The sequence below is a fragment of the Mycobacterium sp. URHB0021 genome (assembly GCF_054057895.1).
In genome coordinates, this window is record NZ_JBSRZT010000002.1 from 5,451,597 (window position 1) to 5,471,268 (window position 19,672).

19 protein-coding genes and 2 pseudogenes are annotated in these 19,672 nt (G+C 67.3%); 13 read left to right on the forward strand and 8 right to left on the reverse strand.

The genetic code is table 11. The features are described 5' to 3' along the window. Positions 1-7 precede the first annotated feature (7 nt). From ACVWWN_RS29270 to ACVWWN_RS29310, 9 genes and pseudogenes are all read left to right on the forward strand, one after another. Complete coding sequence (locus ACVWWN_RS29270; RefSeq protein WP_457146991.1) at positions 8-1,144, forward strand: polyprenyl synthetase family protein; 1,137 nt, start codon at positions 8-10, stop codon at positions 1,142-1,144. Next, positions 1,144-2,652, forward strand: coding sequence for a phytoene desaturase family protein (gene crtI / locus ACVWWN_RS29275; RefSeq protein ID WP_457146992.1), 1,509 nt, complete (start codon positions 1,144-1,146; stop codon positions 2,650-2,652). Before ACVWWN_RS29270 ends, crtI begins: the two co-directional genes overlap by 1 nt. Further along, positions 2,649-3,596 (forward strand): phytoene/squalene synthase family protein, encoded by a 948-nt coding sequence (locus ACVWWN_RS29280; protein WP_457146993.1) that lies wholly within the window; start codon positions 2,649-2,651, stop codon positions 3,594-3,596. Before crtI ends, ACVWWN_RS29280 begins: the two co-directional genes overlap by 4 nt. Before the next feature lie 2 nt (positions 3,597-3,598). Continuing rightward, complete coding sequence (locus ACVWWN_RS29285; RefSeq protein WP_457149323.1) at positions 3,599-3,943, forward strand: lycopene cyclase domain-containing protein; 345 nt, start codon at positions 3,599-3,601, stop codon at positions 3,941-3,943. Next, complete coding sequence (locus tag ACVWWN_RS29290; RefSeq protein ID WP_457146994.1) at positions 3,940-4,269, forward strand: lycopene cyclase domain-containing protein; 330 nt, start codon at positions 3,940-3,942, stop codon at positions 4,267-4,269. Before ACVWWN_RS29285 ends, ACVWWN_RS29290 begins: the two co-directional genes overlap by 4 nt. Further along, a pseudogene (locus tag ACVWWN_RS29295) lies at positions 4,266-4,901 on the forward strand (class I SAM-dependent methyltransferase); the annotation flags it as partial. The gene ACVWWN_RS29290 and the pseudogene ACVWWN_RS29295, both read left to right, overlap by 4 nt. A 66-nt stretch (positions 4,902-4,967) precedes the next feature. After that, a complete protein-coding gene (locus ACVWWN_RS29300; RefSeq protein ID WP_457149324.1) occupies positions 4,968-6,488 on the forward strand; it encodes an FAD-dependent oxidoreductase in 1,521 nt (506 codons plus the stop codon). Continuing rightward, a complete protein-coding gene (locus ACVWWN_RS29305) occupies positions 6,485-7,519 on the forward strand; it encodes a DUF5914 domain-containing protein (protein WP_457146995.1) in 1,035 nt (344 codons plus the stop codon). The genes ACVWWN_RS29300 and ACVWWN_RS29305 overlap by 4 nt, the downstream gene beginning before the upstream one ends. Beyond that, positions 7,509-7,841, forward strand: coding sequence for a DUF3140 domain-containing protein (locus tag ACVWWN_RS29310; RefSeq protein WP_457146996.1), 333 nt, complete (start codon positions 7,509-7,511; stop codon positions 7,839-7,841). Before ACVWWN_RS29305 ends, ACVWWN_RS29310 begins: the two co-directional genes overlap by 11 nt. Here the strand turns inward: ACVWWN_RS29310 and idi are convergent. From idi to ACVWWN_RS29335, 5 genes are all read right to left on the reverse strand, one after another. Beyond that, entirely contained in the window at positions 7,780-8,367 is a 588-nt protein-coding gene (gene idi, locus ACVWWN_RS29315; RefSeq protein WP_457146997.1) for an isopentenyl-diphosphate Delta-isomerase, read from the reverse strand. The genes ACVWWN_RS29310 and idi overlap by 62 nt on opposite strands. Positions 8,368-8,412: 45 nt before the next feature. Continuing rightward, positions 8,413-9,267: a MerR family transcriptional regulator gene (locus ACVWWN_RS29320; RefSeq protein ID WP_457146998.1), complete on the reverse strand. Its 855-nt coding sequence runs from the start codon at positions 9,265-9,267 to the stop codon at positions 8,413-8,415. 79 nt (positions 9,268-9,346) lie between these two features. Further along, positions 9,347-10,348 carry a ketol-acid reductoisomerase gene (ilvC, locus tag ACVWWN_RS29325; RefSeq protein WP_457149325.1) on the reverse strand — a complete coding sequence of 334 codons (1,002 nt, stop codon included), beginning with the start codon at positions 10,346-10,348 and terminating at the stop codon, positions 9,347-9,349. 47 nt (positions 10,349-10,395) lie between these two features. Further along, on the reverse strand, positions 10,396-10,914 hold the full coding sequence (ilvN, locus tag ACVWWN_RS29330) for an acetolactate synthase small subunit (protein WP_457146999.1): 519 nt from the start codon (positions 10,912-10,914) through the stop codon (positions 10,396-10,398). Next, the gene (locus tag ACVWWN_RS29335) at positions 10,914-12,788 is read right to left on the reverse strand and encodes an acetolactate synthase large subunit (RefSeq protein ID WP_457147000.1); all 1,875 of its coding nucleotides are present in this window, start codon (positions 12,786-12,788) and stop codon (positions 10,914-10,916) included. Before ACVWWN_RS29335 ends, ilvN begins: the two co-directional genes overlap by 1 nt. A 359-nt stretch (positions 12,789-13,147) precedes the next feature. Here ACVWWN_RS29335 and ACVWWN_RS29340 point away from each other — a divergent pair, with 359 nt between their 5' ends. After that, positions 13,148-13,489: a PH domain-containing protein gene (locus ACVWWN_RS29340; RefSeq protein WP_457149326.1), complete on the forward strand. Its 342-nt coding sequence runs from the start codon at positions 13,148-13,150 to the stop codon at positions 13,487-13,489. A 7-nt stretch (positions 13,490-13,496) separates the two neighbouring features. Here the strand turns inward: ACVWWN_RS29340 and ACVWWN_RS29345 are convergent, their stop codons facing one another. Then, a complete protein-coding gene (locus ACVWWN_RS29345) occupies positions 13,497-14,330 on the reverse strand; it encodes a DoxX family protein (RefSeq protein WP_457147001.1) in 834 nt (277 codons plus the stop codon). Between the two features lie 128 nt (positions 14,331-14,458). On the opposite strand from ACVWWN_RS29345, the gene ACVWWN_RS29350 reads away from it, so the two are divergent. The 3 genes and pseudogenes from ACVWWN_RS29350 (at position 14,459) to ACVWWN_RS29360 (ending at position 16,984) form a co-directional block, all read left to right on the forward strand. After that, positions 14,459-15,580 (forward strand): PQQ-dependent sugar dehydrogenase, encoded by a 1,122-nt coding sequence (locus ACVWWN_RS29350; protein ID WP_457147002.1) that lies wholly within the window; start codon positions 14,459-14,461, stop codon positions 15,578-15,580. 280 nt (positions 15,581-15,860) lie between these two features. Beyond that, positions 15,861-16,088, forward strand: a pseudogene (locus tag ACVWWN_RS29355) (acyl-CoA dehydrogenase family protein); the annotation flags it as partial. A gap of 533 nt (positions 16,089-16,621) precedes the next feature. Continuing rightward, positions 16,622-16,984: a hypothetical protein gene (locus tag ACVWWN_RS29360; protein WP_457147003.1), complete on the forward strand. Its 363-nt coding sequence runs from the start codon at positions 16,622-16,624 to the stop codon at positions 16,982-16,984. A gap of 7 nt (positions 16,985-16,991) precedes the next feature. On the opposite strand, the gene gatB is transcribed toward ACVWWN_RS29360, so the two are convergent. Both gatB and ACVWWN_RS29370 read right to left on the reverse strand, forming a co-directional pair. Further along, on the reverse strand, positions 16,992-18,497 hold the full coding sequence (gene gatB, locus ACVWWN_RS29365) for an Asp-tRNA(Asn)/Glu-tRNA(Gln) amidotransferase subunit GatB (RefSeq protein WP_457147004.1): 1,506 nt from the start codon (positions 18,495-18,497) through the stop codon (positions 16,992-16,994). Between the two features lie 102 nt (positions 18,498-18,599). Further along, a complete protein-coding gene (locus tag ACVWWN_RS29370) occupies positions 18,600-19,631 on the reverse strand; it encodes an ATP-dependent 6-phosphofructokinase (RefSeq protein ID WP_457147005.1) in 1,032 nt (343 codons plus the stop codon). Positions 19,632-19,672: the final 41 nt, after the last annotated feature.

Consider the following 19,672-nt stretch of genomic DNA (forward strand, 5'->3'; position numbering starts at 1 on the left):
AACGTCGTTGAGCGCCGGTGAGGTAGACGTCCGCGCGGCGAGCACGGCGCACGGAACTGCGATCACGCGCATCGGCCAGGAGCAGGCATCGTTCGAGAGCTGGCGGACCGCGACACGCGAGGCCGTGTTGACCGAGGTCGCGCGATTCGTGGCGGGCAGGTGCGCCCGGGCCCTCGGCGGATCGGGCGTCGACGTGGCGGAAGAAGTGCTGCTGCGCTTCGTCGACGGCGGCAAATGTCTGCGCTCGACCTTCATGTACCTGGGCTGGCTGTGCGGCGCCCACGAAGACGAGGCCGCGCTTCGGGCGGCAGCCAGCTTTGAGCTGCTGCACGCGTTCGCGCTGATGCAGGACGATGTCATGGACGGTTCCCCGATCCGGCGCGGCCGACCGTCCGCCCACGTGGCGTTCGCACAGTGGCACCGCGACCGGGGTCTACGCGGTTCGGCTGACCGCTTCGGCGAGTCGGCGGCGGTGCTACTGGCCGACCTGTGCCTGGTCTGGGCGGAACAGATGCTGCGGGAGAGCGGGCTGTCCGAGTCCGCCCTGACCAGAGCGTGGCCCCGGTATGACGCCATGCGAGCGGAACTGGCGATCGGTCAGTTCGCCGACCTGGTCAACGACGCCGGCGGGTTTCCGGCGCTCGACGACGTGCTCGATGTTTCGCGCCGCAAATCCGGCAACTACACCGTTCGCCGACCGCTCGAAGTCGGTGCCGCGCTCGCCGGTTGCCCGCAGCGGGTGATGACGCTGTTGAGCGGTTACGGCGAGGCCGTCGGCGAGGCGTTTCAACTGCGCGACGACCTCCTCGGCGTCTTCGGGTCACCGTCGGTGACCGGCAAGCCCGCCGGCGGCGATCTGTCCGACCAGAAGGCGACGTCCGTCGTGGTGGCCGCGCATCACCTCGCCGGATCGTCGTTGCGGCGGCAACTGGCCGAGCTGATGAGCGCTCGCGCCGTCGACGAGGTGGACGTCGGCCGCTGGCGGTCGCTGATCACCGCGACCGGCGCGCCGCAGTGGATCGAGCACATGATCGAGGAGCGGTTGACCCGCGCGCTGGACTGGATCGACTCGCGTCACCTCGACCCGCTAGTCCAGATGGCGTTGACCAGCATGGCCGCCGCCTGCGCCCAGCGGGCCGCCTGATGCGCACCGTCGAAGGACGCACGGATCACGTCGTGGTGGTCGGCGCGGGGCTGGCCGGACTCTCAGCCGCGCTCCACCTCGCCGGCCGCGGTCGCCGGGTCACGGTGGTGGAGCGTGGTCGACACCCCGGCGGTCGGGTCGGCCGTGCCGACGTCAACGGTTATCACCTCGACACCGGCCCCACCGTGTTGACGATGCCCGACATCATCGACGACACCTTTGCCGCCGTCGGCGAATCCACCGGCGAGCGGCTGAAATTGATGAAGATCGAGCCCGCCTACCACGCGTCGTTCGCCGACGGCAGTGCGCTGGCCGTCCACAGCGACAGCGCCACGATGGCCGCCGAGATCGAACGCTTCGCCGGCGGCGGGCAAGCCGACGGTTACCTCCGGCTGCGCGACTGGCTGACGCGGCTCTACCGGGTCGAGTTCGACGGCTTCATCGCATCGAACTTCGACTCGCCGCTGTCGCTACTCACCCCCCAGCTGGCACGGTTGGCCGCGATCGGCGGCTTCCGCCGCTGGGACAGGATGATTCGCCGATACATCACCGATGAGCGCCTGCTGCGCGTCTTCACCTTCCAGGCGCTCTATGCGGGCCTCCCGCCGCAGCGCGCACTCGCGGTGTACGCCGTGATCGCCTACATGGACACCATCGCAGGGGTGTACTTCCCCCGCGGGGGCATGCGGGCGCTCCCCGATGCGCTGGCCGCCGCGGCCACGGATGCAGGCGTCGAGTTCCGTTACGAAGCAGCGGTTTCCGCACTCGAGTGGGCTAACGGACGCGTCGGGGCCGTCCGCACCAGGGCGGGCGACCGAATCGAGGCCGACACCGTCGTGCTCACCACCGAACTGCCGCAGACGTACCGTCTTCTGAAACGCACGCCACGCCGGCTGCTGCCGCTGCGCCCCGCGCCGTCGGCGGTCGTCGCGCACGTCGGGTGCCGAGCCGTGACCGATGAAATCGGCCACCACACCATGGTTTTCGGCGACGCATGGCGTCAGACGTTCCGTGACATCATCGACGACGGCCGACTGATGGGCGACCCGTCGCTGTTGGTGACCCGTCCCACCGCAGGCGACAGCACCCTGGCGCCTGCGGGCCGGGATCTGTTGTACATTCTGGCTCCTGCGCCGAATACCGCTGTCGGACAGGTTGATTGGTCGACCATAGGTACCTCATACGCGGACGAGATGATGGATGTCGTGATCGATCGCCTGCCGCAGCTGGGAGTCGACGCCCAGCTGCTTCATGTGGTCAACCCTGCCGACTGGGCACGGCAGGGCATGGCGGCGGGCACACCGTTCGCCCTCGCGCACACCTTCGGCCAGACCGGGCCGTTCCGTCCGGCCAACACCGTCCGCGGCGTAGACAACGTCGTGCTCGCCGGATCTTCGACGGTACCCGGTGTCGGGGTGCCGACGGCCTTGATTTCCGGGCGACTGGCGGCCGATCGAATAACGGGCGTTCCGGCCCACAGCTCACGTCCACGGGTGGTGCACACATGATCAGTTCTGAGTTGGACGCCGCGGGAGTCCGTGATCCTTCGCTCCGGGACGCGTACCGGCGCTGCCGGATGATCAACGCGCAACACGGTCGGACGTTCTTCCTCGCCACCAGGCTCCTCGCCCCCGCCCAACGTCCCGCCGTGCACGCGCTTTACGGGTTCGCCCGGCGCGCCGACGACATCCTCGACGACTTCGATCCGGACGTCACCATCGCCGAGCGCGCTGATGCACTGCAACAGCTGGCCACTGCGATGTTCAACCGGCTGGTGCAGGGCGTGCCCAGCGATGACGACCCGGCGCTGGCCGCGGTGGTGCACAGCGCCCGCACCCATGGGATCCCGTGGGAGTTGTTCGACGACTTCCTGGCCTCGATGAGGATGGACCTGACCACCACCGACTATGCGAACCGTGCCGCACTGGACCGGTACATGTACGGCTCGGCGGAAGTCATCGGGCTGCAGCTGCTTCCCGTGCTCGGCACCGTGGCCCCCAGAGAGGAAGCGGCGCCGTACGCGGCAGCCCTGGGAAAAGCGTTCCAGTTGACCAACTTTCTGCGTGATGTCGACGAGGATCTCGAGCGCGGGCGCGTCTACCTGCCCGCCGACGAACTCGCCGCCCACCAGGTCGATCGCGACGTGTTGACGTGGTGCCACGATCGGAAGCGCACCGACGCCAGGGTGCGTCGCGCCCTCATCGAGCAGCACGCCGCCACCCGTCGCATCTACACCTACGCAGCGCGGGGAATCGCCCTGCTGCATCCGCGGTCTCGTCCCTGCGTGGCGGCTGCGTTGACGCTGTACTCGGAGATCCTGGATCGCATCGAGGAGACCGATTTCGCCATTTTCAGCCAGCGGGCCACCGTCGGGACGCGGCGGCGCGCGCAGGTCGCCGCCACGGGACTGGCGAGGGCATGGCGGGCCAGGCTGCTCAACAAGGGGGCATGAGGTTGGACCGCTGGCAGTACCTGTTCGTGCTCGGCGCGTGCCTGCTGATCACCGCACCCCTGGAGATGTTCGGTGACGGCGTGTACCGCCAGCTTCGGCGGCTGGTGTTCGCCGTGGTTCCGGTGGCCGTCGTCTTCATCGTCTGGGATGCGGTCGCCATCGCCGCCGACATCTGGACCTACAACCCCCGGTTCGTCACAGGTGTGCGGTTGCCGGGCTCGATACCGCTCGAGGAGTTGCTGTTCTTCGTCGTGATACCGGTCTGCGGGCTGCTGACGTATTCCGCCGTCGACGCCATTCTCGCGTTCCTGCGACGTCTGCGGCGCCACCGGGTGCGGGCGCCGTGACCGGGCTCGGCTATACGCTTCCTGCACTCGTCGCCGTCGCCGCGGTCTGTGCATTGGAGTTCGGGGTGCTGCACACGGGCCTGTTTCGCAGGCCCGCCTACTGGATCTCGATGGTGATCGTGTTCGGGTTTCAGATACCCGTCGACGGTTGGCTCACCAAACTCACTGCGCCCATTGTCATCTACGATGAGCACCACACCAGCGGCGTCCGATTCCCGTACGACATCCCGATCGAGGATTTCCTGTTCGGCTGGGCACTCGTCACGGCGGTGCTGCTGCTGTGGGAACGCCAGCGCGGGCGCCACGACACCGAGGTCAAGCGGTGAGCGTCGCCGATGTCCCGTCCGCATTCGATGCGGGCGCCGCCGCCTACGACAGACTGGTCGGAGCCAATCCGGGCTATCACCACCACCTGCGGATCTCGGCGCAACGCATGGGGCTTGCGGACTCGGGCCGCGGTCTGCGCGTGTTGGACGCCGGGTGCGGCACCGGCGCCTCGACCGCGGCCCTGCTGGCCGCGGCCCCGCATGCGGAGATCGTCGCGGTCGACGGCTCAGCCGGTATGCTCGCCGAAGCTGCCGCCAAGCCGTGGCCGTCCGCGGTCAGGTTCGTGCACAGCCGCATCGAAGACCTCGAGGACGCGGGTGTTCGGGGTCCGTTCGACGGCATCCTGGCCGCCTACCTCATCCGCAACGTCGCGGACCGTGACGCGCAACTGCGCGCTTTCCGGGCACTGCTGCGCGCGGGAGCGGTTCTGGCCGTCCACGAGTACTCGGTACGCGATTCCCGGCCGGCGACGATGATCTGGAACACCGTGTGCGCGACGATCATCATTCCCGCGGGTCGGTGGCGTACCGGCGACGCCTCGCTCTACCGGTATCTGCGCCGCAGCGTGAACGAGTTCGACGGCGCCTCGGCGTTTCGTCGGCGATTGCGCGACAACGGGTTCGCCGCGGTGCGCAGCGAGACGATGCCAGGTTGGCAACGCAACATCGTGCACACGTTTCTCGCCGAGGCGCCCGCGATGACGGATCGACGGCGGGTGACCCACATCGCGGCCCCCGGGCTGGCGGACGCCGGGCGGCTGCCGCGGCGCCCGCGGGCAGTGGTGGTCGGAGCGGGCATCGCCGGTCTGGCCGCCGCCACCGGTCTCGCCGAACGGGGGGTCACCGTCGACGTCATCGAGCGGGAACCGTATCTGGGCGGCCGGGTCGGCGGCTGGACCGAATCGGTGGCCGCCACGCCGGTCGCGATGAACCGTGGCTTCCACGCATTCTTCCGCCAGTACTACAACCTACGAAACCTGCTGCGGCGCATCGACCCTGAACTGTCGATGCTCACCCCGGTCGAGGACTACCCGCTGATCGACGGACACGGCCGTCGGGACACGTTCCGCGGCCTGCCTCGAACCCCGCCGCTCAACGCGGCGGCTTTCGCGTTGCGCAGCCCGACGTTCCGGTTCCGGGATCTGGTGCGTCTCGACGCCCGTGCGGCGGCCCCGCTGGCGGCGGTGTCCGTGCCGGGCATCTACGATCTGCTCGATGGCCGCGACGCCGAGACGTTCCTGCGGGACATCAATTTTCCCGACGCGGCGCGGCATCTGGCGTTCGAGGTGTTCTCGCGCAGCTTCTTCGCCGAACCGGCGGAATTGTCGGCGGCCGAGCTGGCCGCCATGTTCCACATCTACTTCCTCGGCTCCAGCGAAGGCCTGGTGTTCGACGTCGCCAACGCGAATTTCGACACGGCACTGTGGAATCCGCTCCGCGAGACGCTGCAATCACGTGGTGTGGGCTTTCACACCGGCACCGCGGTGACGGCAGTGGAGGTCGGCGAGGGATGTGTCGTCGACCACGACGCGGGCCGCCTCGAAACCGACGGCGTCGTGTTGGCCACCGATGTGGCCGGTCTGCAGCGGATCGTCGCGCGCTCCCCAGGCCTTGGCGGTGACGGCTGGCGCGCCCGTGTTGCCGGCATGGGCACCGCGCCGCCGTTCGTCGTGCACCGGCTGTGGCTGGACACCGCGGTGAACGGCGACCGTCCGCCATTCCTCGGCACGGGTGGCCTGCCCCCGTTGGACAACATCAGCGTGCTCGAGCGGTACGAGCGCCAGGCGGCCGAATGGGCCCACCGCACCGGCGGTTCGGTCGTCGAACTGCATTCCTATGCGGTGACCCGGCGCGACGAGGACCTGCGCGACCGGCTGCTGCAACGCCTACACGAGCTGTACCCGGAGACGAAACGAGCGGCCATCGTGGGCGAGCGACTGCTGTGCCGAGACGACTGCCCACGGTTCCGGCCCGGCGATTTCGCCGGTCGCCCGTCCGTCGACACTCCGCACGATCGCCTGGCGCTGGCCGGTGACGGCATCCGGATCGACCTGCCGGTGGCGTTGATGGAACGCGCAGCGACCACCGGATGGGCGGCGGCGAACCGGCTGCTCAAGCAGTTCGGACTCAGGGGCCACGACCTGTACACCGTGCCCGTCCAGGGGCGCTGGGCACTGCTGCGTCGACTGGCCGAACGCACTGCCAAGACGACGGGATGACCATGTTCACCGATTGGGCGGCCAAGTTGGCGAAGACGTTGCCGTTCGAACTCCTTTCGCGCCAGGCGTGGGCCGCCCAGCGAGCCACCTACCGTGACGCTGCACCCGCCGTCATCCAGTCGGCGTTGCAGCGCTCGCAGCGCCGGCCCAGCGGCAACTGGTACGCGTTCGCGGCCGCTGACCGTATCGGTGCGCGACCGTTCGGCGCCACCGTCGCTGGGGTGGAGATCGTCGCCTGGCGTGGCGAAGGCGGGACGCTGCACGTCGGACCGGGCGCCTGCCCACATCTGGGCGCCGACCTGTCCACCGGACGCGTCGACTGCGGTGCCCTGGTCTGTGCCTGGCACGGTCTGCGCCTGGAAGGCCGGCCCGCGTTCGGCTGGGCGCCCTACCCCGCATACGACGACGGTGTGCTCGCCTGGGTGCGGCTCGACGGCGTCGGCGGTGAGGAGCCCACCGAGCGGCCGGTGCTTGCCCTTCGGCCAGAAGGGGCGCGGATGTCCGCGGTCGCACGGCTGGCCGGCACATGTGAGCCGCGGGATGTGATCGCCAACAGAATGGACCCGTGGCACGGGTCGTGGTTCCACGCCTACTCGTTCACCCGGCTCGAGGTGCTCTCGTCGCCGAGCGTCGACGATGAGCTGCCCGAGGAGCTCGATCGTTTCCTCGTCGCTGTGTCGTTCCGGGTCGGCCGGCTGGGCGTCCCGGTTGTGGCCGAGTTCACCAGCCCTGAACCGCGCACCATCCTGATGCGCATCATCGACGGCGAGGGCGCGGGCAGCGTGGTGGAAACGCACGCCACACCACTCGGCCCCGGCCCGGACGGGCGCCCACGCACGGCGGTCCTGGAGGCCGTGATCGCTCACTCCGACCGGCCGGGATTCGCGCGCGCGTTGCACGCCGCACCGTTGATCAGACCCTTCATGCGGCGAGCCGCGAGCAGGCTGTGGCGGGATGACATCGAATACGCCGAGCGCCTGTTCGAGCTTCGCACCCGCAGCGCACGGGTATGTCCTCGCGATGACAGATGACAGTGCGGAGACATGGAAAGAGTTCCACGACACCGTCAACATGACACCGGGCGAGCTCGAAAAATGGCTGAAGACCGAGGAATCGAAGAAAGTTGGGCAGAAGGACGGAGGGGGCGAGTCGACCGGCCATGCCAGCGGTCGGCGGATCATCGAACTCCTGCAAGCCAAGAGATCGGATCTGACCGATGACGACTACCGGCACATGCGCAAAGTGGTCGGCTATGCGCACCGGCACCTGGCCCAGCGGCCCTCGGGAGACATCAAGGAGTCGGCGTGGCGCTACTCGTTGATGAACTGGGGACACGATCCCGCCAAGAAGTAATGGAGCTCTGGAGCAGAGACACTTGCTCGGCCGCCCACGGACTGATCACCCAAGGCACCCCGGCCGCGGCACGCAGTTCGTCCCATGCCACCCAACGCCAGTCCATCACCTCGTCGGGCGCCGCTGACACCGCCGAACCGGTGCGGGCGCAGAACACCGGGCATATCTCGTTCTCGACGGTGCCGTCGGCGGCGATCGCGCGGTACCGGTAGCGCGGCAGCACACACTCGAGCGCGCCGACAGTGACGCCCAGCTCGCGTCGGGCTCGCCGCCGCACGGCGTCGGTCACATCCTCGCCCGGCGCCGGATGGCCGCAGAAGGAGTTTGTCCACACGCCGGGCCATGTCTGCTTGCCGAGGGCACGTCGCGTCACCAGAACCAGGTCGTCCGCATCGAAGAGATAACAGGAGAAGCCCAGGTGCAGCGGCGTTTCATCGTGATGCACCGCGGCCTTGGCCGCCGTTCCGGCCGCTCGCCCATCCTCGTCGAGGAGCACCACAAACTCTTCATCAGTCCTCAGCGTCATGTCGGGCATCCGTCATAAATACCCGATCGATGCGCAAACGACGCGTCACATCGTCAGATGTCGCACCGCGTCCGACAACGTCTCGAGCCGCGACATGCCCTTGGTCAGCGCCGGGTCCCAGCCCGGCCCCGCCACGACAACCACGGCGCCAGCGCCGCGACCGGCTTTGACCATCCCGGGATCGGCGGTTGCCGCGGTGTGTGCCCACAGCACGACCGTGGCAGGGCGCCGCCGGTGCGCGAGCGCGTCGACGAGTGCCGCGGCCGGGACGGTCGCGCCCAGCATCAGCGCCGGGCGCCCGCACTCCGCCAGCGCCGCCCGGAGCGCTTCCAGCGCGAGGGTGTGTGTCTCGGCTCCGGTGCACGCCAGGACGACGGGTGCGCCACCGTCGGCGGCGGCCATCGGTACCCGTTGCAGCGTCCGTGACACGGTCCATGACAACGCGTGTTCGATGTCTATACAGCCGCCGCGGTCTGCCTGACGGGCCTCGATCTGCGCGAAGGCCGCGCGTACCAAGCGATCCCAGGTGTCGACGACACCGTGGTGGCGCACGTTGCGGTCCAGCAGTTCGCTCATCGTCGCGACGTCCAACTCGGACGCCGCGTCCAGCACCGCGGATATCTCGGTGCGCTGTGGGGCCAGCGCGTCCAACGCCACCCGGGCCGCGCTGGCCGCGTTGACTCCCCGGCCGATCATCACGCGCATCTGGCGAAGGACCGCGATGTCCGCCTCACTGTAGAGCCGGTGCTGCCCAGGGGTGTGGTCGACTGGCCCGACGCCGTAGCGCTGATTCCAGCTGCGCAGAGTCGCGGTCGGTACCCGCAGCCGCTCCGCGACGGCCCGCACCGTGTACCGGGGCAGCGTCGGGTCGTCGCCGTCCGACAGGGATCTCTGGCTCACCGACCCCTTCCTCGTCTTCCGGCGATTTCGGCGCGGTATGGTCGCGTTGGGGGCGACCAAACCGCCGAAACCGCAAGTGCTAGGCCGTCTCCGTGATGGGCCGGTCGACCCAACTCATCAGGTCCCGCAACTGCTTACCGGTGACCTCGATGGGGTGCTCGGCGCTCTCCTGGCGAAGCTTGTGGAGTTGCTTGCTACCACCCTCGACATCGGCGACAAGCTTCTTCACGAAGCTGCCGTCCTGGATGTCGGAGAGGATGGCCCGCATCCGATCCTTGGTGCCCTCGTCGATGACGCGCGGACCCGAGATGTAGCCACCGAACTCCGCGGTGTCGGAGATCGAGTAGTTCATCCGGGCGATGCCACCCTCGTACATCAGGTCGACGATCAACTTCAGTTCGTGCAGCACCTCGAAGTAGGCCATCTCGGGGGCGTAGCCCGCCTCGACCATGATGTCGAACCCGGCCTTGACCAGTTCTTCGGTGCCACCGCACAATACGGCCTGTTCGCCGAACAGGTCGGTCTCGGTCTCTTCCTTGAACGTGGTCTTGATGACGCCCGCGCGGGTGCCGCCGATGCCCTTGGCGTAGGACAGCGCCAGCGCCTCGCCCTCACCCTTGGGGTCCTGATCGATGGCGATCAGGCACGGCACGCCCTTGCCGTCCACGAACTGACGACGCACCAGATGCCCGGGGCCCTTCGGTGCCACCATGCCGACGGTCACGTTCGCGGCCGGCTTGATCAGATCGAAGTGGATGTTGAGGCCGTGGCCGAAGAACAGCGCGTTGCCGTCTTCCAGATTCGGCTCGATGTCGTTCTTGAATATCTCGGCCTGCGCGGTGTCGGGCGCCAGCAGCATGACGACGTCGGCCCACTTGGCGACCTCGGCGGGGGTGTCCACCTCGAGGCCCTGTTCGGTGACCTTGTCGCGGGACTTCGAGCCCTCCTTGAGACCGACCTTCACTTGCACACCGGAGTCGCGCAGGCTCAGCGAATGCGCATGACCCTGGCTCCCGTAACCGATGACGCCGACCTTGCGTCCCTGCACGATCGACAGGTCGGCGTCGTCGTCATAGAACATCTCTACTGCCACTGTGAATCTTCTTCCTTGACTTGTTATTTGGGCTTCTACTTGGTCGTGCCGATGCCGCGTGGACCACGGGACAGGGACACCACACCGGACTGAACGAGCTCGCGGATGCCATAAGGCTCAAGAACTCGGAGCAACGCCTCGATCTTGGCCGGGGTACCGGTGGCCTCGATCGTCAACGACTCATTGGAGACATCAACGACTTTGGCGCGAAAAAGATTCACCGCCTCGATCACCTGGCTGCGGGTGGTCGAGTCCGCGCGTACCTTGATCAAGGCCAGTTCGCGGGAAACGGAGTTGTCCTCCTCCTGTTCGACGATCTTGATCACGTTGATCAGCTTGTTCAGCTGCTTGGTGATCTGCTCCAGCGGTGACTCGTCGACGCAGACGACGATGGTCATCCGGGACATGTTTTTTTGTTCGGTGGCGCCCACGGCCAGCGACTGGATGTTGTAGCCGCGCCGGGAGAACAACGACGCCACCCGGGCGAGCACGCCGGGGGTGTCCTCGACGAGCACCGACAGCGTGTGCGTCGGCATCGATCCGCTGGTCGCCATCACGCGTGCCCCTCTTCCGGATCGTCGAAGAGCGGACGGATGCCCTTGGCCGCCTGGATTTCATCGTTGCTGGTGCCGGCGGCGACCATCGGCCACACCTGGGCATCGGCGCCGACGACGAAGTCGATCACCACCGGGCGGTCATTGATCGCACGCGCCTGGTTGATCACGTCCTCGACGTCTTCGGCACGCTCACAACGTAATCCGACGCAGCCGAGCGCTTCGGCCAGCTTCAGGAAATCCGGGATGCGCTGGGTGTGAGTGCCCAGATCGCTGTGCGAGTACCGCTCCCCGTAGAACAGGGTCTGCCACTGCCGGATCATGCCCAAGTTGCCGTTGTTGATGATGGCGACCTTGATCGGCGCACCTTCGACCGCGCAGGTCGCCAGCTCCTGATTGGTCATCTGGAAACAGCCGTCGCCGTCGATGGCCCACACCTCGGCCTCCGGGCGGCCGAACTTGGCCCCCATGGCCGCGGGGACGGCGAAACCCATGGTCCCGAGCCCGCCGGAATTCAGCCAGGTTTTGGGGTTCTCGTACCTGATGAACTGTGCGGCCCACATCTGGTGCTGCCCCACGCCGGCGACGTACACCGCGTCCGGGCCGGCCAGCTTGCCCAGGGATTCGATGACGTACTCAGGGCTGAGGCTGCCGTCACTCTGCGGCCCGTAGCTCAACGGGTACGTCGACTGCACGCCGCGCAGGTACTCCCACCAGTCGTCGATCTTGATCGAGTCGATGGTTCCGTCACGGCGCAGCGCCTCGATCAGATCACCGATGACGGCCTTCACGTCGCCCACGATCGGCACGTCGGCGTGCCGGTTCTTGCCGATCTCGGCCGGGTCGATATCGGCATGGATGACCTTGGCTTCGGGCGCGAAGGAGTCGAGCTTGCCCGTCACCCGATCATCGAAACGGGTGCCCAGTGCGATCAGAAGGTCGCTGCGCTGCAGGGCGGCGACCGCGGAGACCGTACCGTGCATGCCGGGCATCCCCATGTTCTGCGGATGGCTGTCCGGGAACGCGCCGCGGGCCATCAGCGTGGTGACAACCGGGATGCCGGTCAGTTCCGCAAGGTCCAGCAGCTGCTCGGTGGCGTCGCCGCGGATGACGCCGCCGCCGACGTAGAGCACCGGCTTACGCGAAGCGGCGATGAGCTTCGCCGCTTCGCGGACCTGCCTGCTGTGCGGTTTGGTGTTGGGCTTGTAGCCCGGCAGGTCGATCACGGGCGGCCAGCTGAAGGTGCACGGCCCCTGCAGCACGTCCTTCGGAATGTCGACCAGCACCGCGCCCGGGCGGCCGGATTTCGCGATGTGGAACGCCTCGGCGAGCACCCGCGCGATGTCGTCGCCGCTGCGCACCAGGAAGTTGTGCTTGGTGATCGGCATGGTGATGCCGGAGATGTCGGCCTCCTGGAAGGCGTCCGTGCCGATGAGCCCGCGCCCGACCTGTCCGGTGATCGCCACCACCGGGATCGAGTCCATCTGGGCGTCGGCGAGCGGTGTCACCAGGTTGGTGGCGCCGGGGCCCGAGGTCGCCATGCAGACGCCGACCTTGCCGGTGGCGTGGGCATATCCGCTTGCCGCATGGCCCGCGCCCTGTTCGTGGCGGACCAGCACGTGGCGCAGCCTCTGCGAGTCGAAAAGCGGGTCGTAGACGGGCAGCACGGCACCGCCGGGGATACCGAAGATGACGTCGACGTCGAGCTCCTCCAGGGACCGGATCACCGCCTGTGCGCCGGTGAGCTGTTGCGGCGCAATCCGTTTCGACTGCCCGGGGTCGGCCTTCGGTGCCGGCTTCGCGGCCGGCGCGGCATGTCCCCCGTTCGACGGGGTCGCCGACTGGTCCGGTGGTCGCGTGGTGGGTGCGCTCACGGTGTCCTCATATCTCGTGAATCCTGTTCGGATCGGTCTTTAGGATCTCAAATCGGTGGTGGGGCAACAAAAAACCCCCGTCAGCTGGGCTGCTGTACGAGGGTCGCGCGTTGATGCGGGTGGCTATGCCCGGCAGCGGGCAAGCGCGGCATCAACGCGCTTACCAATTACTACGAGCAATCCCGAGGCCTGCATAACAACCGACGGTAACCTCCGCACTGGTCAAAGGTCAAATTGCCGTCCCCGGCGGATGTGCGGAACTGGCACTCGGGTCGGGCCAGCAACCGCCGCGATGGGAGGATGGCGATGTGAACTCCCCCTCGGCGCCGACCGCTCCGGTCGTGATCCGCATCTCGCCGATGGCCCACTTCGCGGTCGGCTTTCTGGCCCTGGGCCTGTTGGCTCTGGTGGTCGCGGGGCCACCGTGGTTCGCGCTGGTTCTCGTCATTCCGGTCCTGTTGTCGGTGCTGGTCATCCGCTACCGCACCGTCGCCGACCGGGACACCGTGACCGTGCGGACACTCACCGCCAGCGAGACGGTCGCCTGGGATGACATCGACGGGCTGCGCTTCGGGAAGAGCTCGTGGGCGCGGGCGCGACGCAAGGACGGCACGGAAGTACGCCTTCCGGCCGTGACGTTCGCGACCTTGCCGCTTCTGACCGAGGCCAGCGGGGGCCGGGTGCCGAACCCCTACAACTAGGCCCGGACTAGGCCAGCGGGTTGCCGCCGTTGAGCAGCACCCAGACGGCGACGCCTGCACCTACACCCAGCACGAGTGCGGCGAACGAGCCGATGAAGGGGCGCCGGGCCCAGCCGCGGCCGGCATCCAGCCCGTAGCGTCCGGGGCCGATCAGAACGATGGCTGCGAGCGCGCATACCAGGATGACCTTGTATTCGTGACCGTCGGTGAGGAACGACGACAGCCTCGCGGCTTCGTGGGCCGCCATGGCATCGGCGAGGATGCCGGTGATCGCGTAGGCCAGTGCTCCTGCCGCCGCCACCGGCGTGAACAGACCGAGCACCAACAGCACACCGGCAGCGATCTGGCCGGCTGTCGCCACGTAGGTCAGGATGTCGGCGTATTTGAAGCCCAGCTCGCTCAACGACGTCTGGAAGCCGGACAAGCCAGGACCTCCCCACCAGCCGAACGCCTTCTGCAGGCCATGTCCGATCAGCAGCGCGCCCACCGCGAGGCGCAGCAGCAGAAGCCCGAGGTCCTGGGTTCCGCGCCGGTCGCGGATACGGTCGTCGGCGTCGATCGGCTCGATCTCCGTCGGCTCCGCCGCCACATACGGGTTCACGGTATGACGGTCGGCCGGCTGCACATACGGCAGTGGTTCGGGATCGCCGATGAGCCCGAACGGTTGGTCGGTCGTGGACTTCGCAGAGTCGTAGCGCGGGATCGCGGTGGTTTCGAAATCACCGCCGTAGGTCGCGGAGGGTAGATCGTCTTCCGGGTCGACCAGGCTCGCAGACGCGGGCCGCCCGGACATGTCGTCGGGCCGTTGCCAGGGGCGTGGGTCATGGGGATGACTGGTCACGTTTCCCAGCGTAAGTGCTAGTCACCCCTTAATGGAGGATTGGCGCGGTGCTTTGGCCGCCCTATTCGTAGCCGCGCCGCAGGAGCGAGCGTGGCGCGTACCGCTGAACAATCCGTAACCTGGCCAGCATGAAACTGCGCGGGCCCGTGCGGGGTGTGCTTGCCCTGCTGTGTGCGGCGTTGCTCGTCGGGTCGGGATGCGCCCGATTCGATTCGGCCCAGTCGCAGCCGTTCACCACCGAACCGGAGCTGGCGCCCGGGCCGTCGTCCACTCCGCCACCACCGCCGCCGCTGCCGCCCAAGCCGTTCCCCAAGGCCTGCCCCGCGCCGGGTGTCATGCAGGGCTGCCTGGAAAGCACCAGCGGTCTGATCATGCTGCCGGACAGCCAGTCGGCGCTGGTGGCCGAGCGCGTCACCGGCGCGGTCAAACAGGTGTCGGTCAGCGCAGAACCCAAGGTCAAGCTGGTCATCCCGGTCGACCCGAGCGGTGACGGCGGGCTGATGGACATCACGCTCTCGCCCACCTACTCCCAGGACCGGCTGATGTACGCCTACGTCAGCACCCCCACCGACAACCGGGTGATCCGGATCGCCGACGACGACATCCCCAAGCCGATCCTGACCGGCATCCCGAAGGGTGCGACGGGGAACACCGGGTCGCTGATCTTCACGAGCCCGACCACGCTGTTGGTCCAGACCGGCGACGCGGGTGACCCCGCGCTGGCCGCCGATCCGGGTTCGCTGGCCGGCAAGGTGCTGCGCATCGAGCAGCCCACCACGGTCAACCAGGCGCCGCAGACAACGGCGCTTTCCGGCATGGGAGCCGGCGGCGACATGTGCATCGACCCGTCGGACAGCTCGCTCTACGTCACCGACCGGACACCGACGGCCGACCGGTTGCAACGGATCACCAAGGACTCGAAGGTGTCGACGGTGTGGACCTGGCCCGACAAACCGGGGGTGGCCGGTTGCGCCGCGCTGGACGGCACGGTGCTGGTGAACCTCGTCAACACCAAGCAGACGGTGGCCGTGCGGCTCGCACCCGACACGGGCGCGGTCACCGGCGAGCCGGAGGTGGTGCGGCAGGACCAGCACGGGCACGCCTGGGCTTTGCAACTGTCGGCGGACGGCAACGTCTGGGGTGCGACGGTCAACAAGACCTCCGGCGACGCCGAGAAGCTCGACGACGTCGTGTTCCCGCTGTTCCCGCAGGGCGGTGGCTTCCCGCGCAGCAACGCGGACAACACGTAACCAACGCCGAGCCGCGGCGAGACGCGGTCGGCGAGTCGCTCGCGGGCGCCGGCGCCAGATGCGTCGCTCGGGAAGTTCACCAACGCAACTAGGACTTTCTGCAAACTGAACGGCGTTGAAAACAAATAATTTCGGCGCTGTCTGATTTTCGGCGGTGCGATATGACAGCGGCTGCTCACGGCCATCGACACACACAAGAGAAGCCTCAGTGGCACGCACTCCGTGGACGACTGCACCCAGTGAATCTGAATCGCAGCTATGGGATTCGATCGCAGAAGGGGTGGCCGCCACCCTGGCCGTTGACGCGTTGACACGCGATCGTGCCAATCAACAGGCTGATGCCGAACTCAAGCTGTTGAAGGAATCCGGCTTGGCAAACCTATTGATACCGACCGAGTTTGGCGGACCGGGTGGGCATTGGAGCACCGCTCTGCGGGCTGTACGGATATTGGCGCGGGCCGATTCGTCGATCGCACAACTCTTGGCATACAGCTACATCACTCAGTCGGGCATCGTCTTCATCGGGGATGCAGAACGCTGGCAGCACTGGTTCGAGGCATCGGCGTCGAGCACTTGGCTGTGGGGTGATTCGGTCAATCCGATCGACCCCGCGCTTTCCCTGGCTCCATGCGAATCGGGCTACGCGCTCAACGGCCGCAAGCGATACTCGACTGGTGCCGCCACCGGCGACGTGACGGTGATCATGGGTGTTGAGGAGGGCAGCGGCCGTGTGCTGGCCGCTGTCGTCAAGCACGACCGGGCCGGGGTCACCCACGTTGACGACTGGGATGCGCTAGGGCAGCGATTGTCTGCGAGCGGTTCGGTCGAATTCCGCGACGTGTTCGTGCACGCCGACGACGTCTTGGGCGAATGGCACGCTGAGCCGTACGCGACCCTTCCATCCCCGGCCAGTCAGCTGGGTTTTGCCAACATGTACCTGGGCATCGCCGAAGGCGCGCTAGAGCAGGCTCGCCGTATCACGTTCGCCCGCCACGGGCTTGGCCACTCGGCTCGGCCGAGCACTATTCGCGTGATCCATTCGTGCAACGCTTGTTTGGTGAGCTATTGGCGCGAGTGGCCGCCACCGAGGCTCTCACCGACCGTTGGAACGCACGCCTCGACGACTTCATCGCTCGCGGTTGTGACATCACCGCCGCTGACCGCGCCGAAGTCGAGGTCGGCATCGCGCGTGCCAAGATCATGTCCGCCGAGACCGCTCTGGACGTCGCATCGCGCGTATATGAGGCAACCGGGTCGAGTTCGACTCGCAGTGAGGTCGGACTGGGCCTGTACTGGCGCAACATTCGCACGCACTCGTTGCATGATCCAGTCGACTACAAGAAGCTCGAAGTCGGAGCGCATTACCTGACCGGCGACGTACAGCCTCGCACCTTCTACACCTGACGGTGGCCTAGCTGCAGGCCTGCAGCACCAACTCGCGCACCCGCGCGGCGTCGGCCTGTCCCTTGGTCGCCTTCATCACCGCGCCGACGATCGCACCCGCCGCTTGCACCTTGCCGCCGCGGATCTTCTCCGCGACATCGGGGTTGGCGGCCAGCGCCTCGTCGACGGCGGCCTGGATCAGCGAGTCGTCGCGCACCACGACCAGGCCGCGGTCGGTCATCACCTGCTCGGGCTCCCCTTCGCCGGCGAGCACACCCTCGATCACCTGGCGGGCCAGCTTGTTTGACAGCTTGCCGTCGTCGACGAGCTTGACCACCGCCGCCACCTGCTTCGGGGTGATCGGCAGTGCATCGAGCTCGACGCCCGACTCGTTGGCCTTCTGTACCAGAAAGTTCCCCCACCAGGCGCGGGCGGCCTCGCTGGAGGCGCCGTGCCCGACGGTCGCGGCGATGAGGTCGATCGCACCGGTGTTGATCAGATCGCGCATAACCTCGTCGGAGATACCCCAGTCCTGTTGAATCCGATTGCGCGACAACCACGGAAGTTCGGGAATCGTCTGCCGCAGCCGCTCGACGAGCTCGGCGTCCGGCGCCACCGGCTCCAGATCGGGCTCCGGGAAGTACCGGTAGTCCTGCGCAGTTTCCTTGCTGCGCCCCGGTGAGGTGTAGCCATCTTCGTGAAAGTGCCTGGTCTCCTGAACGATCCGGCCGCCCGATGTCAGTACCGCCGCCTGACGGCGCATCTCATAGCGCACCGCCACCTCGACGCTCTTGAGCGAGTTGACGTTCTTGGTCTCGGTCCGAGTGCCGAACTCCTGCTGACCGATGGGTTTGAGCGACACGTTGGAGTCACACCTCATCGAGCCCTGATCCATCCGCACATCCGAAACACCCAAGGCGCGCAACAGGTCACGCAAGGCGGTGACGTACGCCCTGGCGATCTCCGGGGCGCGGTCCCCGGTACCCTCGATCGGTTTGGTGACGATCTCGATGAGCGGGACGCCGGAGCGGTTGTAGTCGATCAGCGACGTCGTCGCACCCTCGATCCGGCCGGTGTCGCTGCCCAGGTGGGTCAGCTTGCCGGTGTCCTCTTCCATATGGGCACGCTCGATCTCGACGCGCCAGATGCTGCCGTCGTCGAGCGGAACTTCGAGATAGCCGTTGATCGCGATCGGCTCGTCGTACTGCGAGATCTGATAATTCTTCGGCATGTCCGGGTAGAAGTAGTTCTTCCTGGCGAAGCGGCACCAGGGCACGATCTCGCAATTGAGCGCCAGCCCGATGCGGATCGCCGATTCGACGGCCGTCTGGTTGAGCACCGGCAACGAGCCCGGCAAGCCCAGGCACACGGGACATACCTGAGTGTTGGGCTCGGAGCCGAACTTGTTGGCGCAGCCGCAGAACATCTTGGTGGCCGTCGACAGTTCGACGTGCACCTCGAGGCCGAGCACGGGTTCGTATCGTGCCAGGACGTCGGCGTAGTCGAGGAGTTCTGCGGCGGAAGCGACGGTCATGGTCTCGATCCTAGTAATCAGGGCCGAAGGACTCGTCGAGACTGCGGCCAGATCGCGGGATGGGCGATTCAGCCGACCTGTGAGCAGTCTCGCCAAAGAACTTCAGCCGAAGAACTCGGCGGCGTCGTCGTAGCGGCTCTGCGGCACCAGCTTCAGCTGGCGCACCGCATCGACCAGCGGCACCCGCCCGATCTCCTGCCCGCGCAGCGACACCATCATCCCGTACTCCCCGGCATGCGCGGCGTCAGCGGCATTGACCCCGAACCGGGTGGCCAGCACGCGATCGTACGGCGTCGGCGTGCCGCCGCGTTGGACGTGGCCCAGCACGGTAACCCGCACTTCTTTCTTGATGCGCTTCTCCACCTCGAGGGCGAGTTGCTGCGCGACCCCGGTGAAGCGCTCGTGCCCGAACTCGTCGATGCCCCCCTTGCGCAACTGCATCGTCCCTTCGGCGGGTTTGGCGCCCTCGGCCACCACGCAGATGAAATGCGAGTCGCCGCGCTGGAAGCGCCGCTTCACCAGCCGGCACACATCCTCGACATCGAATGGCTGCTCGGGAATCAGCGTCATGTGGGCACCTGAGGCCATGCCGGCGTTCAGCGCGATCCACCCGGCGTGGCGGCCCATCACCTCCACCAGCATCACCCGCTGATGGGACTCGGCGGTGCTGTGCAGCCGGTCAATGGCCTCGGTCGCCACCGTCAGCGCGGTGTCGTGGCCGAATGTCACGTCGGTGCAGTCGATGTCGTTGTCGATGGTCTTGGGTACCCCGACGACGGGGACGTTCTCTTCTGACAGCCAGTGCGCGGCCGTCAGCGTGCCCTCCCCGCCGATCGGGATCAGCACATCGATTCCGTTGTCGTCGAGCGTCTGCTTGATCTGGTCGAGCCCGGCGCGCAACTTCTCCGGGTTCGTCCGCGCGGTACCCAGCATGGTGCCGCCCTTGGCGAGCAGCCGGTCGTTGCGGTCGTCGTTGGCCAGTTGAATCCGCCGGTCTTCGAGGAGGCCGCGCCAGCCGTCGAGGAAGCCGACGACCGAGGACCCGTAGCGGGCGTCGCAGGTCCGGACGACCGCACGGATGACGGCGTTCAGCCCAGGGCAGTCACCGCCGCCGGTGAGAACTCCGATGCGCATCTACCCTCCTGCTCCTCGCGTCCGCATTACCCCATCCTCTC